The sequence below is a fragment of the Frankia sp. KB5 genome (genome assembly GCF_002099325.1).
Lineage (GTDB): Bacteria > Actinomycetota > Actinomycetes > Frankiales > Frankiaceae > Frankia > Frankia casuarinae.
The window spans coordinates 1-13,840 of record NZ_MRUJ01000259.1; the positions used below are offsets into that span (position 1 = coordinate 1).

General features: G+C 71.4%; 12 protein-coding genes, 1 tRNA gene and 1 pseudogene. 9 read left to right on the forward strand and 5 right to left on the reverse strand.

The window, feature by feature from the left end; genetic code table 11:
• On the forward strand, positions 1-987 hold a 987-nt coding region (locus tag KBI5_RS21305), incomplete at its 5' end, for an acyl-CoA thioesterase domain-containing protein (RefSeq protein ID WP_116289984.1).
• Between the two features lie 25 nt (positions 988-1,012).
• On the opposite strand, the gene KBI5_RS21310 is transcribed toward KBI5_RS21305, so the two are convergent.
• Positions 1,013-2,596 carry an MFS transporter gene (locus tag KBI5_RS21310; RefSeq protein ID WP_011438353.1) on the reverse strand — a complete coding sequence of 528 codons (1,584 nt, stop codon included), beginning with the start codon at positions 2,594-2,596 and terminating at the stop codon, positions 1,013-1,015.
• A 198-nt stretch (positions 2,597-2,794) separates the two neighbouring features.
• Between KBI5_RS21310 and KBI5_RS21315 the strand changes: the two genes are divergently transcribed.
• Positions 2,795-3,553: a TetR/AcrR family transcriptional regulator gene (locus KBI5_RS21315; RefSeq protein ID WP_232235089.1), complete on the forward strand. Its 759-nt coding sequence runs from the start codon at positions 2,795-2,797 to the stop codon at positions 3,551-3,553.
• Between the two features lie 236 nt (positions 3,554-3,789).
• Positions 3,790-5,982: a hypothetical protein gene (locus KBI5_RS21320; protein ID WP_085016248.1), complete on the forward strand. Its 2,193-nt coding sequence runs from the start codon at positions 3,790-3,792 to the stop codon at positions 5,980-5,982.
• Positions 5,983-6,009: 27 nt separating this feature from the next.
• Here KBI5_RS21320 and KBI5_RS21325 read toward each other — a convergent pair whose 3' ends face one another.
• Positions 6,010-6,576 (reverse strand): hypothetical protein, encoded by a 567-nt coding sequence (locus tag KBI5_RS21325; protein WP_023840047.1) that lies wholly within the window; start codon positions 6,574-6,576, stop codon positions 6,010-6,012.
• 284 nt (positions 6,577-6,860) lie between these two features.
• Entirely contained in the window at positions 6,861-7,346 is a 486-nt protein-coding gene (locus tag KBI5_RS21330; RefSeq protein WP_011438357.1) for an NUDIX domain-containing protein, read from the reverse strand.
• A 254-nt stretch (positions 7,347-7,600) separates the two neighbouring features.
• Between KBI5_RS21330 and KBI5_RS21335 the strand changes: the two genes are divergently transcribed.
• The 3 genes from KBI5_RS21335 to KBI5_RS21345 all read left to right on the forward strand — a co-directional run bounded on the left by KBI5_RS21335 (position 7,601) and on the right by KBI5_RS21345 (position 9,794).
• Positions 7,601-8,008 carry a TOBE domain-containing protein gene (locus KBI5_RS21335; RefSeq protein ID WP_011438358.1) on the forward strand — a complete coding sequence of 136 codons (408 nt, stop codon included), beginning with the start codon at positions 7,601-7,603 and terminating at the stop codon, positions 8,006-8,008.
• Positions 8,009-8,217: 209 nt separating this feature from the next.
• Positions 8,218-9,054: an ABC transporter permease gene (locus KBI5_RS21340; protein ID WP_085016251.1), complete on the forward strand. Its 837-nt coding sequence runs from the start codon at positions 8,218-8,220 to the stop codon at positions 9,052-9,054.
• Positions 9,051-9,794, forward strand: a complete 744-nt coding sequence (locus KBI5_RS21345; protein ID WP_043590294.1) for an ATP-binding cassette domain-containing protein — start codon at positions 9,051-9,053, stop codon at positions 9,792-9,794. Before KBI5_RS21340 ends, KBI5_RS21345 begins: the two co-directional genes overlap by 4 nt.
• Before the next feature lie 10 nt (positions 9,795-9,804).
• On the opposite strand, the pseudogene KBI5_RS21350 reads toward KBI5_RS21345, so the two are convergent.
• Positions 9,805-10,038, reverse strand: a pseudogene (locus KBI5_RS21350) (DUF1918 domain-containing protein); the annotation flags it as partial.
• 15 nt (positions 10,039-10,053) lie between these two features.
• The gene (locus KBI5_RS21355; protein ID WP_085016249.1) at positions 10,054-11,382 is read right to left on the reverse strand and encodes a phosphoribosyltransferase family protein; all 1,329 of its coding nucleotides are present in this window, start codon (positions 11,380-11,382) and stop codon (positions 10,054-10,056) included.
• A gap of 930 nt (positions 11,383-12,312) precedes the next feature.
• Between KBI5_RS21355 and KBI5_RS27175 the strand changes: the two genes are divergently transcribed.
• From KBI5_RS27175 to KBI5_RS21370, 3 genes are all read left to right on the forward strand, one after another.
• Complete coding sequence (locus KBI5_RS27175) at positions 12,313-12,840, forward strand: hypothetical protein (RefSeq protein ID WP_198537868.1); 528 nt, start codon at positions 12,313-12,315, stop codon at positions 12,838-12,840.
• Positions 12,841-12,922: 82 nt separating this feature from the next.
• Positions 12,923-12,999 (forward strand) — tRNA-Ala (locus KBI5_RS21365).
• A gap of 136 nt (positions 13,000-13,135) precedes the next feature.
• The gene (locus tag KBI5_RS21370; RefSeq protein WP_133057101.1) at positions 13,136-13,591 is read left to right on the forward strand and encodes a hypothetical protein; all 456 of its coding nucleotides are present in this window, start codon (positions 13,136-13,138) and stop codon (positions 13,589-13,591) included.
• Positions 13,592-13,840: the final 249 nt, after the last annotated feature.

Sequence of the window (13,840 nt, forward strand, 5' to 3'; positions counted from 1 at the left end):
GAGTGCAGCGACCGGTCGCGGTCCCCCGACCTGGACGTCCAGCGCGGGCGTCCAGCGCGGGCGTCCGCGGCATCCGCACCTGGCGAGCGTCCACGGGAAGGGTGCGCTGTGGGTACACAATCCGCGGAGACAACGGACGCACGAGCCGGCGAGGCCCCCAAGCAACGGGCAAGCACGCAGGATCAGGTCGATGCGGTGCCGGCGCCCGGCCAGTGCACTCTGAGTGAACTACTGGCAGTTCTCGACCTCGGCGGGGATGTTCCGCCGGTGCCGGCCCGATGCCTGCCCAGCACACACGGCGGCGTCCTCGGGGCGCAGCTGCTCGGCCAGCAGATCGTTCTCGCCGAGCGCATGACCCCCAACAAGATCACGCACAGCCTGCAAACGGTGTTCATGCGCCCCGGCGACTGCCGCCAACCGGTCTGGATCGACGTCGAGCGGCTGGCCCACGGGCGGTCGATCGACTCCCTGGCCCTGACCTTCCGGCAGGACTCGTTGCAGATCTGCCGGGCGGACGTGATGCTCCGTTCCCCGGAGCCGGACTTCCTGCGCCTGCGCTCCACCGAGTCCGACTTCCTCGGCCCGCAGCACGCCAGCCCCCTTGACCGTCCGATGATGCCCTGGGAAGTTCGGGTGCTTCCCCGAGCGGACACCCATCAGCTGGACCAATGGCAGCRCATCCCCGAGGCGCCGGAGGACCGGTCCCTGTGGAGGGCGTTCATCGCGCACAGCTGCGAGTTGCTGCCGCTGTCCGACCTGCTGGCCGTCACCGGCCTGACCCCCACCAAGCGCCTGGCAGTCGCTGTCCTATCGCAGAATGTGACCTTCTACGACGACCTGGACGTCCGGGACTGGCATCTGTTCCGGGTGCGTACCCTGCACGCGGGCCACGGCCGGGCGATCGGTCGCGTCGAGGTCTTCGGCCCGGACGGGGAGCTACGCGCGGGCAGTGAGCTCGTCGGGCTGCTGCGCGGATCCGCGATCTGATGTCCGCACGGCTGATAGAAATGGATCAGATCTCCGCGAGTGCCTGGTCCTCGTCATCCGAGGCCCCGGACGCGGTCTTCTCCGTCGCGCCGAGGGGCGGCTCCGGCTCGGGCCGCCGGACACGGGGCAGCAGCAGCGCGGCCAGGATCCCGACCGCGAGGACGCAGCCGCCGATGAACAGCCCGAGGGAGTAGCCGGAGGCCAGCGCGTCAAGCCGCGCGGCCCCGTGCCTGAGGCGGCCGTCGGTATGCCTGGTCGCGATCGTCGACACCGCGGCGAGGCCGATCGCCGCGCCGATCTGGCGGCTGGTGTTGATCAGACCCGACGCGAGGCCCGCCAGGCGCATCGGCACGCCCGCCGTGGCCGCAGCGACCATCGCGACCATGATAGACCCCACCCCCAGCCCGACGATCAGGACCGGGCCGAACACGTGCACCCAGTACGAGCCGTCCCGGGTGATCGTCGACATCCAGAGCAGACCCGCCGTTCCGCTCACGAGACCGAACACGATGATCGGCCGCGGACCGAGCCGCCCGATCATCCGGGTGACAATCCGCGAGGCAACGATGATCATGAGCGGCATCGGGAGCATGGCCACCCCGGCGCGCAGCGGGCTGTAACCCTGAACCTGCTGGAGGAAGAGGGTAAGGAAAAAGAAGATCGTGAACATAGCGGCGCCGAGGAAGGCTGCGACCGAGTTCGCCGCGGCGAGCCCGGGGTAGCGGAAGACGCTCAGCGGCACCAGCGGGGCGGGGGTCGTGACCTCGACGGCCACGAACGCGGCAAGAAGCACTACCGCCCCGGCCAGCATCCCGAGTGTGACCGGGGACGTCCAGGAGGAACTCTCGGTGCGGACGATGACGTAGACCGACAGCACCAGACCCCCGGTGACGGTCACCGTGCCGGGAATGTCGAGATCACGCAGCCGGCTCAGTTGGCCCCGCGACTCGACGAGCACGAGCCGGGCGGCCACGAGGAGCGCCACGCCGATCGGCACGTTGACGAACAGCACCCACCGCCAGTTCGCGACCTCGGTCAGCGCACCGCCGACGATCGCGCCAAGCGCCCCGCCGCTGGCCGCGGTGGCGCCCCACGCGCCCAACGCCCGGGTCCGCTCCCGCCCCTCGGCGAAGGAGGTCATCAACAGGGTCAGCGTCGCCGGGGCGAGCACGGCCCCGCCCAGCCCCTGCACGGCCCGGGCGACGATGAGCTGCGCCTCGGTCCGCGCAAAACCACCGCCGAGGCTCGCCAGGGTGAACAGCGCCAGCCCGGCCACGAACACCCGGCGGCGACCGAACAGATCCGCCGCCCGGCCGCCGAAGAGCAGCAGACCCGCGAACGCGATCGTATAGGCGTTGACCACCCACTGCAGGCCGCTCGCCGTCATCCCGAGATCGGTCTGCATCGACGGCAGCGCGACGTTCACGATCGAAATGTCCAGAACGACCATGAACTGGGCCAGGCAGCAGACGGCCAGCACGGCCCAGCCCGGAATCCGCCGGCCCGGCGGTGCGCCACCTTCCGGCGAGGCGCCCGCCCCGGTACCGGCGGTCCTGCCGACCACGGCACCACCCTCACCCGAACCACCCTCGTCCGAATCTGCCCTCACCCGAATACCTCCAAGCTCCAGCCTTCGTACAGCTCCAGCCTTCGTACACCGTACGAACGCTGGGCCAACCCTACGCCGTACGATGTACCAACGCCAAAATGGCAGCCCGTGCCTCCTGCCAGGAGGCGTCCTGYCAGGAGGTGAGTGGCGATGGCGGCGCCGCCGAGTGCGGCCCCGGGGCGGCCCCCGGGGAAGCCGATGGCACGGGTGTCCACCCCACCGGGATGCCGGACGCCCCTGAGCGGTGAACGGCTGGCCCTGGCCGCGATGGAGATCGCCGACGCGGAGGGGCTCGCGGCGGTGTCGATGCGGCGGATCGCCGCACATCTGGGCGTCGGGACGATGACGCTTTACCACCACGTCCGGGACAAGGACGAACTGACCGGCCTGATGTGGGACGCGTTCCTGGCCGGGCATCTGCTGGACGAGATTCCCGAGGACTGGCGGGACGGCCTCACCCAGATCGCCCGGCGCGCGAGGCGGTCCTTCCAGGAACATCCCTGGGCCCTTCGGATCGGCATCCGCCGGGGTTTCGGTCCCAACAAGCTGCGGCACATCGAGCAGTGCCTGACCGTCGCCTCGAAGATCACCGATGATCCGCAGGACCAGCTGCGCATCATCCACTCGCTTAATGATCTGGTGGTCGGCTGCACGCTGCGCGAACTCGGCGACCGAGAGGATTTCGACCGCCGACGGCCTCCGGCGGCCGACGCCCAGAATCGCCCCGGTGTCCCGACGGCGCAACCGGTTTTCTCCGTCCAGGTCCTTGACGCCCAGGTCCTCAACCGCGCGCAGAGCGCCGAGGACGCACAGACCGCCGAGAAGGAGTACCCACGGCTGCGCGCCATCGCCGCCCTCGGCTGCGGATACACGGCGCCGCGCTTCGAGCAGGCGCTGAAATGGCTTCTCGACGGGATCGCCGTCGCGTACGCGCCGGAGCCGCCAACCGACCAATGATCGGTCGGCCGGGACGTAGCCGACCGGGGAACAGCCGGGCGATGTTCCGCCGACGATGATCACTGCGCTCGTGCCCCGTGCCCGCCGACGTCACGGCGGATGCCGAATTCGCTGCGGATGCGAAGAAGGGCGAAGAAGGAGGCGTAGCGGTCTTCACGGACACGACTGGAGTAGCTACCGTCGGAGAGAATAAACGCCGCTGACCGTCCACGAGCCGCATTCGGGGCATTATCACCATGACCGCTCGGCTACCTCGTCACGTCGCGCCGCTCGCCGTTGGCGAGCCCACCTCACTCGGGCCCTACCAGCTGCTCGGTCGGCTGGACGCCGGCATCACCGGCATCGTCTATCTGAGCCGTGCGGTCGGAGGCGCGCAGGTCGCGGTCCGCGCGCTGCACCCGGGCGACGCCCTGCGCGCGGACATGCGGGCCCGGTTCGCGGCGGCGATCGACCGCGCTCGCGTGCTGGCCGGGGCACACACCTGCGGCGTGCTCGACGCCGCGCCCGCCGCCGAGCGGCCCTACATGGTCACGGAGTTCGTCGGGGGCCCGACCCTGGCCCGCGAGCTCACCGAACGCGGACCGCTGTCCTCGGACGAGATCGACCGCCTTGCCCGGACCCTGTTGGAGACCATCGATGCGGCGCACCGCACGGTCGGCGCACTCGGCGACCTGACGGCAACGGATGTCGTGCTCTCCGTTACCGGGCCGCGGCTGGTAGACCTGGGTGTCGCGGCGGCCCTGCGGCCACTGCTGCTGTCCCCCGCGGCCGGCTCGGCCGGCGGGACGGCGCCCGGGACGCCGCACATCGTCGCCGGGCGCTCCGGCCACCTGTGGCCTCCCCCCAGCAGCCCCGGCTATGTGCCCGGCTATGGCTACGGTCCCGCGGCGGGTGGCTGGGAGGGCCCCGCCGCTGACATCGTCGCGTGGGCCGGGATCGTCGATCTGGCCGCGACGGGAAAGCCCAGCGGGTCTGTCGAACCCGCGGCCCGGGCCGGACGACGCCGCGCCGACCGGTCGGAGCACACGGCTCCCATCGGCGAGGGGGTGCGGCGAGCGCTCGCCCGTGTGCGACAGGCCGATGGGGCCTCTCTGCCCGATACCACCGAACTGCTGGCGCTGCTCGCCGGATCGAAGCCGCGGTCGACCCGAGCGGCGTGGGGCCGTGGCCGACAGGCCGCCACGGCTCACGGCGGGCGGGCGGGCGCCGCGACGACAGGCGCGGATCCGCGGCCTGAGCCTACCGATCCTCGACCACCGACCCGGACGGCTCCCCCCGGAAAGGCTCCCCTCAGGACGGCCACGGGCGGGCGGCACAGCACCGGTCGGCGGGCACCGAGCCCCACCGGGAGTGTCCCGGACCCGATGGCCGCCCGGGCGCTGCCGCCGCTCCCGACACTGCCGCCGCCCCCGACACTGCCACCGCCCCCGACACTGCCACCGACCCCGACACTGCCCCCGACCCCGACACTGCCCCCGACCCCGACACTGCCACCGCCGGAGCGCCGGGAGGCCTCCCCGCGTCCGGATTCCGGGCGAGCGGACTCCGGGCGAGCGGCATCGGTGAGATCCACATCAGCGAGGCGGGCGGCCGAGCCACGGGTGGAACGCCTGCCGGCGGACCCGCTCGTTCGTGCTCGCCGGTCCCGGATGCGCCCGGTCGCCGCATTCGCGGTGGCCGCGGTGGCCGCTGTGGCCGCCGCAGCCACCGCTGCGGGGCTCAACTCCTCGCCCGACGACGTGACCACGGGTGCGCGTGCTCCGTTGCACGAGTCACAGCCGGACGACGGCGGCACCGTGGACACTCCGAGCAGCGGCCGGTCCGGATCCCGCGAGGGCCGCCCGCCCGTGCGGACACCAGCCGCCCCCCGGCCCGCCGCGTCAGGCAGCCCCGCCACGGGGGAGCTCGCCGTGGACGAACCCGGCTCAGGTGGGCCCAGCGCCCCCGGCGGCGGATCCGTCCTCGGCCCGACCGAAGAGGAACAGCAGAACGACCTGGCGGCGGAGGACTTCGCTCTGAACACCCTGCGCCTCGCGGCGGGTGGCAGGTCCGCGCCGCCCGGGCGCTCCTCCGGCGGCCCGGCGTCGGCGGCCTCCCCGCCTGCGCACCAGGCACCGCCCGTTCTCGCCGCCGCCCCGCCGGTGCCGACCAGGCCGTCCGCAGCGGCGGCAGGAGTGGCCGCCGGGCCGATCGAGGCCAGGACCCCGACCACCCGCACCCCGACCACYGGCACCCCGGCCACCGGTGGCCGGACCACCCGCGCGGCAACGACCGCCAGCGCAGCTTCCGTGACGTCCACGGCGACCAAGCCCCCGACCCGGCCGGCAACGACCCGGCCGGCAACGACCCGGCCACCGGCCACGACGGCTCCGGCCAGGAGGAGTCTCGCCCCGGTGCAGGTGGACGTCGTGACGTTGGCCCCGCGGTAGCCCAGGCCCCGCGGCGACCTCCGCCGGTTACCGCTGTCGTTCGCCCGAGCCGGCGACGGAGGTCGCCCCCGCCCGTACGGCACCGTCGGGCCAGATGATCTGGAGGGGTTTGCGTCGCCAGCGCGCGTAGGAGACGACGTCCGCCGTCCCCCCGAAGCCACGCGCCGGCAGACCGTCCCACACCGCGAGAACCCGGTCGGATGCGTCGACCAGAAGGCGGCTCGCCGACATCAGGCTGGGCAGATCGGGCTTCGCCCGGTCCTGGCTGCGTATCTCGGTGGCGCGGCCGAGCAGCCGGTCGTAGTTGCGCCGATGCGTAGCGGGTTGAAAGTCCCGGTAACCGGCCGCGGGTATCATGACGATGAGCCGGCCCCCAAGTTCGAGGACCACGTCGGCGAAGATGGTGTCTGCTCCCTCGGCCAGGCAGCTGATCCCGGTCAACCCGGCCGCGGCGAGAGGCGCCAGCACCCGGCGCATCTCGCCGGCCGTGTATTCGGCTTGCCCGCCGGAGAGCCCGCGGTGACCCGTCACCCCGATGACGACCATGCCGTTGTCACCCCGTCCGGCGGTGACGACGGAAACAGCGGTGACCATCGCGCGATGCAGCGCCCGATGCGGACCGCGACGGCCAGGGTCGGCGTCGAGAGAACACCGGGCGAATGTACCCAAGGGGATCCGGGGCCAGGGCGGTTCGTCACCGGATCGGGCCTGTCACGGGGCTGTGGCGGGGGTCGCCTGGCTCCTGCATCCGACCGCATTCCGACCCGCAGGCGTGCGGGCGYGCGGGCGTGCGGGCGTGCGGGCGTGCGGGCGTGGAACGCTAGAACCTGAAGTCGAGATGAGGTCAACCGTGCGAAGGTGAGGATGCGCGCCTACGGTCAGCGGCTGGCCGACCCGTACCAGGCCGGACGGGTGTTAGTGAGCCAGGCGGGGACCAGTCGGCGCAGGTCGGCGGGCCTTAGTTCCAGGTCGAGCAGGCTCCCAAGGGACACCGAGACGATGTCGAGATCATTCAGCCTGCTCCCGAAGTCGGCGCCCCACGACCGGTCAGCGGCGAAGACGACGTCGAGCACCCCCGTCCGCCCACCGCGTTCGATCGAGATGCTCTCGATGCCGCCCACGAACGTCAGGTAGTCCAGTTCGATACCGGCCTGCTCGTTCAGCAGCCGGCGCAGCGCCGCCTGCACGGTCTCCCCCGGCTCAACCCGGCCTCCCGGCAAGTGGAACGACTTCTGGCCACGCTCGTTGGCGAGCAGCACCCGATCACCCGCCACGAGCAGCGCGCGCGCGTTGATCCGCACGGGGCCGGCGACCGGGTCACCGTAGGACGTGGTGGCGGTCGGTTTGGAAGCGAGCGGTGTCACGGGTGCTCCAGGAGTGGCGAGTCGGGCAGGGGGCGAGTCGGGCCGAGAAGGGCAACCTCCGCATCGTGCCCCGCCGGACCGGATCGTGATGCGCCAACCGGTCATCCGGCCGACATCGGGTCGGTCGAGGACACGGTCCCGTCAATCCGACCACCTCGCCGCCCGACCCGCAGGAGCGGATATTTCTCTGTGATTTCTCCGTAATTTCGGATCATGCGTCGCAGCTCCCCCGAAGATGCGGGTACGATCACCCCATGCCGAGATTCCGGATCAGCGAGGCCGCCGCGCTGCTCGGTGTCAGCGACGACACCATCCGCCGGTGGGCGGACAGCGGCCGACTGCCAACCGTCCTGGACGACGCCGGCCGCCGGGCGATCGAAGGCGGCACCCTGGCCGGATTCGCCAAGGATCTGGCGACCGAGCAGACCGCCGCCCAGACGCCGGTCGTCGCCGAATCCGCGCGTAACCGCTTCCCCGGGATTATCACCCGCGTGGTGCGCGACACGGTGATGGCCCAGGTCGAGATCCAGGCCGGCCCGCATCGCCTGGTCTCGCTCATGAGCCGGGAGGCCGCCGACGAACTCGGGCTGGAAGCCGGCGTCCTCGCGGTCGGCGCGGTGAAGTCGACCAACGTCGTCATCGAGCTTCCCGAGCGTCGTTGACCCCGATCAGCGAGAAGGGCCTGCCCGCCGTGTCGACCCGCGGCGGTTCGCTCCTTCGAGGGGGTCAGCCGGAGCAACGGGCCGTCGGCCCGCGCGGCCGGTTCGGCCCGCGCGGCCGGTTCGGCCCGCGCGATCGGGCACCCCGGCCGGGTGACCCGCGGACCGGCGGACATCCACGCCGCACGGTTCGCCGGGAAACGCGCCGCCGGATGTCCTGGGCGCTACTGGTGCCGGCCGGGATCGCTGGCCTGTTCCTGCTCCTGCCGCTCGTCGGCCTGCTCGTCCGCGCTCCCTGGTCCGCCCTGCCCGATCTGCTCACCGAGATCGCGGTCCGGCAGGCCCTCCTCCTGTCGGTGGAGACGGCCACCGCCACGACCGTGCTGTCGCTGCTGTTCGGTGTCCCCCTGGCCTGGCTGCTGGCCCGCACGCGTTTTCCCGGCCGGTCTCTGCTGCGTRCCCTGGTCACCCTCCCGCTCGTGCTGCCGCCAGTGGTCGGCGGCGTGGCCCTACTTCTGGTACTGGGTCGGCGCGGCATCGTCGGCCAGTACCTCGATGGCTGGTTCGGCATCACCATCCCGTTCACCAGCGTCGGCGTGGTGATCGCGCAGACCTTCGTGGCCATGCCGTTCCTCGTCGTGTCCGTCGAGGGCGCRCTGAACAGCGCCGATCGGCGGTTCGAGGACGCCGCCGCCACCCTCGGCGCCGGGCCGTGGATGACGTTTCGCCGAGTCACCATGCCGATGACGGCGCCGGCGGTGGCCGCCGGCGCGGCGCTGTGCTGGGCCCGCGCCCTCGGCGAGTTCGGGGCCACGATCACGTTCGCCGGCAACTTCCCCGGGACCACCCGGACCACGCCGCTCGCGGTCTACCTGGCGCTGGAGACGGACTCGGACACCGCCATCGCGCTGTCACTCGTACTGCTCGCGGTCTGCGTCGGGGTTCTGGTGGCGCTGCGGGGCCGGTGGTTCCCCGGCACCCGGCGAATTTTACGCAACCGGGGAACGCGTGACGGCGCCCCCGATGCGCTCGAGCGGAGCATCCCGTGAACACAGGGCATCCCGTGAACACCGTCACCGGAGATTCGGCGCGGGCGGCGCCCTCCGCCCCCGGCCTGGATCCGGCGTCAGGCGGGCTCAGCGCGCTGATGACGGTGCGACGGGGCCAGTTCGTGCTCGACGTCGAGGTCAGCGTGGCACGGGGGGAGACGGTCGCCGTCCTCGGCCGCAGCGGGGCGGGCAAGAGCACGCTGCTGCGGGCCCTGGCCGGTCTCCTCCCGCTCGACGAGGGCCGGATCACCCTCGCCGGCGAGGTTCTCGACGACCCGGCCGAGCACCGCTTCGTCCCGTCCGAACAGCGGCCGGTCGGCATGGTCTTCCAGGACTACCTGCTGTTCCCACACCTGCGGGCCCGCGACAACATCGCCTTCGGCCTGCGGGCCCGCCTCGGTCAGGGCCGGCGGCACGCCCGGGCGTCCGCGGACACCTGGCTGGAACGGTTCGGGATCGGCCATCTCGGCGACCGGCGACCGGATGCCCTGTCCGGCGGCCAGGGGCAACGGGTGGCGCTCGCGCGGGCGCTGGCATCAGGGCCCGGACTGCTGCTGCTCGACGAACCGCTCGCCGCGCTCGACACCGCGACCCGCCGCGAGGTCAGGTCCTTCCTGCATAATGTGCTACCGACGCTGGCGGCTCCGGTGCTCATCGTCACGCACGATCCCACGGACGCCGAGGTTCTCGCCGACCGCATCCTCGCCCTCGATGCGGGGCGGGTCGTCGACCAGGCCTGATCCGGTCCGCTCAGCCGGCCCCGCCGCATGCCTCCTCGTCGCGGTGACGGATCTCGGCATCCGGACCCGGGTAGACGAAGCTGACGTGCCCCGTGCCGGACCAGCGGACCGCAAACGGCGGATCCCCCGCCACCGAGCGCACCTCGAAGATCTCGCCGAGTCGATCCGGCTGCCGGGTGGTGTGACGGTGGACCACCAGAGTGTCGCCCGGGTGGGCACGCATCGCCCGGCGTCGCGCGGAGGGCAGGTCAGTACCCGGTCAGGCGCGACCGGGATGGCCGGCCAACGCCAGGTGATCGACGAACCAGTCACGCGCGAGCGCGGCCGCCTGCTCCAGGGCACCCGGCTCGGCGAACAGGTGCGTGGCGCCCGGGACGATCGCCAGCCGGTTCTCGCAGCCCAGCAGTCGGGCCTGGGCCTGCCGGTTCAGCTCGAGGACCAGATCGTCCCGCGCACCGACGATGAGCAACGTCGGGGCGCGTACCGCGGTCAGCTGCGCCGCGGCCAGGTCCGGTCGGCCGCCCCGYGACACGACGGCCGCGACGGGGAACCCCCCTTCCGCGGCGGCCCGCAGCGCCGCGGCGGCGCCGGTGCTGGCGCCGAAGTAACCAATGGGGAGGGTAGCCGTGACCGGTTGGCCGCGCAGCCAACCGGTCACATCGATCAGCCGCCGGGCAAGCAGCCTGATGTCGAACACGTTCGCCCGGTCACGCTCCTCGTCCGGGGTGAGCAGGTCGAACAGCAGGGTCGCGAGCCCCGCGGCACTGAGGTCGCGGGCCACGAACTGGTTACGTGGGCTGTGCCGACTGCTGCCGCTGCCGTGGGCGAAGACGACCACTCCCCGGGACGGGTCGGGCACGGTGATCCGACCAGCGAGCCGCACTCGACCGACGGGGATGTCGACCTCGACGTCGCCGCCGGACGGGTCGGCTACCGCGCCGCCGACCGGCATCGTCAGCGCGGCCCGGCGCAGCAGGTCGACGACCTCCTCGTCCGGTGTCTGGGAGAAGTCCGCGTAGAACTCGCCGATACCGAAGAAGGCGTCGGGCGTCTGGACGCAGACCACCTCGTCTGCCTGCCGGCGCAGCCAGCCGATCCGGTCACGGGGGGCAACGGGGGTCGCCAGCACCACGTGGGTGGCTCCCTGGGCCCGCACGACCTGGCACGCGACAGAGGCCGTCGATCCGGTCGCGATCCCGTCGTCCACCACGACCACCGTCCGCCCGGCGAGCGGGATCCTTGGCCGGCCGTTCCGGAACCGCCGGGCCCGACGATCAAGCTCCACCAACTCGCGCGCCTGAACCGCGGYGAACTCGTCCGGCCCCACGTTGGCCAGCCGCCGGGCCTCCTCGTTGACGACCCGCACCCCACCCTCGGCGATGGCCCCCATCGCGAGCTCAGGCTGGAAGGGGACACCGAGCTTGCGGACGAGGATGACGTCCAGCGGGGCCTCCAGCGCCCGCGCCACCTCGAACGCGACGGGAATGCCCCCGCGGGGCAGCCCGGCGACAACGACATCACGGCCGCGTAGATGCGCCAGCCGCTGCCCGAGCTGCCGGCCGGCCTCCTCCCGATTATCGAAGATCACGACAACCTCCTCGTGCCGGCCGGGCGGACTCCTCGTGCTCGCCGTCCGGACCGGACATCGTCCTGTGGTTGTCGTTCCCCGGTAGTCGCCGGGATACCGACCCACACCGTCTCGGGGCACCTGCCCCGAGACGAGCGATACACGGCGTGCGGCGTGCGGCGCGTGGCGCGTGGCGCGCGGCGTGCGGTTCGCGGCGTGCGGCGTGCGGCATGAAGATCGTCAAGGCACTCCGGACAGCCGGAATCACCGTGTCCGCATGGGCCTGAGCCGATCTCYGGCGGCCACTTGCGCTCCGACGCCCGGCCGGGCTGCCGTGCATAATAAAGATGTGACGCTCCGTTGGCAGCCCGGCTCCACCCCTCACTGGGCGTGGCGAGAGGTCTGTTGTCCAGGGCGCTGTCGGTGTTGTCCCAGYCCTCGCGTCCACTGAGCCTCGCCGCACGCGCGACGAGCACATCGGTCCTGTAATTCTGGGACCGTTCTGGGCGCGAGGGGCCTCGGAGCTCGGCGCCAGACCTGAACGGATGATCTTTTTGCTCCCGGTGGGAGCAGCTATCGATCATCCGTATTCCCGGACTCCCGTCCTGCCCCGGCCGGTTCGTTCACCGGAGTGCTCCGTGTGCGCTCCCCGGATAACCGGCTGAGCTGTGCGCTCCGCCRGATGAGCCAGGTCGCGCCGTCTCCGTCTTCTCCCGTCACACGCCAGCCCGCTGCCCGCCCCRGTCACCTGTGGCCGCGCCGCCAGGGCCAGCCGGGCTGATCCGGCCCTGGCGGCTGGTCCGGTCCTGGCGGCTGGTCCGGTCCCGACCGGCCGATCCCCCGATGGGGCTTCCCAGACCAGCGCAACTACTGCGTAATCATCACGTAATCACTGTGTAGCTATCGAGAACTATCAGGAAGGCAGCGTTCGCTGTGACCTTCGAGTCGTGGATGGCCCGGTTGCGGAGCGAGGGATACCTCGTCTGCTCGGGGRGCTCCCCGGTGCCCGTCGAGGTACGAGGTGTTCGTCCCGACGGGGTCGGTCTGCTGTTCCGTTGCCGGGGAACGGCGATCCGGCTCGCCCTGTACCGGCCCGGACGGGCGGTATGGCAGATAGCCGTCCGCGACAAGGCGTGGTGCCCGGAGGAGTCCCTGCAGCTGTGGACGCACCACCCGCTCGGCACGCCGGATGTTCCGACCGACGCCCGGCTGGCCTTCCCCCGAGGCACCGAGCCGGACCAGGAGCTCGTCATCGACGGCGCTCGGGTGTGGGGATGGTGCGGCCATGAGGCGGGGCTGCTCCGGCCAGCCGCCGCGGCCCCCCTGTTCGACCGGTTGATGGCCACCGTCGCGAGGTCCGGCCTCGCCCTGTCGGACCTCGCCCTGTCGGAGCGCATCCAGCCAGATCTCACCCGGGAGGTCGCCGTGCCGGCCGCCCGATCGAGGGCTCGGGGCAAGGAGGGCATCAGCATCAGCTGACGGCCGGCCGGAGGTGGCGGTCCATCCGAACCGGGTGGTCGTCACATGGGCTACGCGGTCCTGTAAGCTTCAGATGCTTCCAGGGGGTGTAGCTCAGCCTGGTAGAGCGCCTCCCTCGCACGGAGGAGGCCAGGGGTTCGAGTCCCCTCACCTCCACCAAAGGATTCATACTCGAACCCCGGTCATGATCTTCATGGCCGGGGTCCGTCGTTTCTGGGCCCTCGGATGGGCCCAGTCCCGACCCTTCTGTGATACATGTCACGTCGGCCATATCCGCGAGCCGCAACTCCCGTGTGTGACGTACCACACGTTCCATGGATGCCCAGGGCTGGGCCAGCATCGTGCCGGTCTCTTTTACATCAAGTTCAATGCGCACCAAAAAGGCCCGGTTCAACATCCGCCGGATCTCCGGGGTGGCCTGCTGGTAGATCGCAGGGCCCAGGCGCATCAGGGTGACGGCCTGACGGAAGGTCTCGGAGATGTCTTCGTGCTCGGTTTCGGCTTGGGCAAGAGCCCGCTGGGCGGYCAGCTGCTCCCGGCCGATGCGGTCTTGCTCCGTCTTCAGGAGGTCGAGTGGGATGGCGTCGGCATAGGCCATCTGGACAAGCTTGCGCCGTTGGTCATCCAAGACCTTCATCTGGCGGGCAGCCCGTTGCCGGGTCTCCGCGCGGTCCGCGCTCCCAAGGTTCAACTTGTCTTGGAGGGCGACCTCTGCCGCTTCGGCGTCAACCTCGTGCATCCGCACCCATAGGGGCCAGCCACGGACAACGTTGTCTTCCACGTGATGGGCGGGCAGATACGGCAAGCTGCACTTTCTGCCCTGATGACGGCCACCGCAGACGTAGTAAGCGAACTCGTCGCCATGCTTGCCTTTGACYCCGCCAGTCGTAGAACTCCGGCCGGAAGCGACACAGCCTCCCCACCCTACCTGCCAAGATGATGTGAGACAGAGGTCATCGTCAGCCTAGGCTAGGTATGGCGGGTAGGGAGGGGTTGATCG

Bases quoted from the DNA above. Each gene is read 5' to 3' on its own strand.
- KBI5_RS21315 (WP_232235089.1), top strand. From the start codon at position 2,795: ATGGCACGGGTGTCCACCCCACCGGGATGCCGGACGCCCCTGAGCGGT.
- KBI5_RS21325 (WP_023840047.1), bottom strand. From the start codon at position 6,576: ATGGTCACCGCTGTTTCCGTCGTCACCGCCGGACGGGGTGACAACGGC.
- KBI5_RS21335 (WP_011438358.1), top strand. From the start codon at position 7,601: ATGCCGAGATTCCGGATCAGCGAGGCCGCCGCGCTGCTCGGTGTCAGC.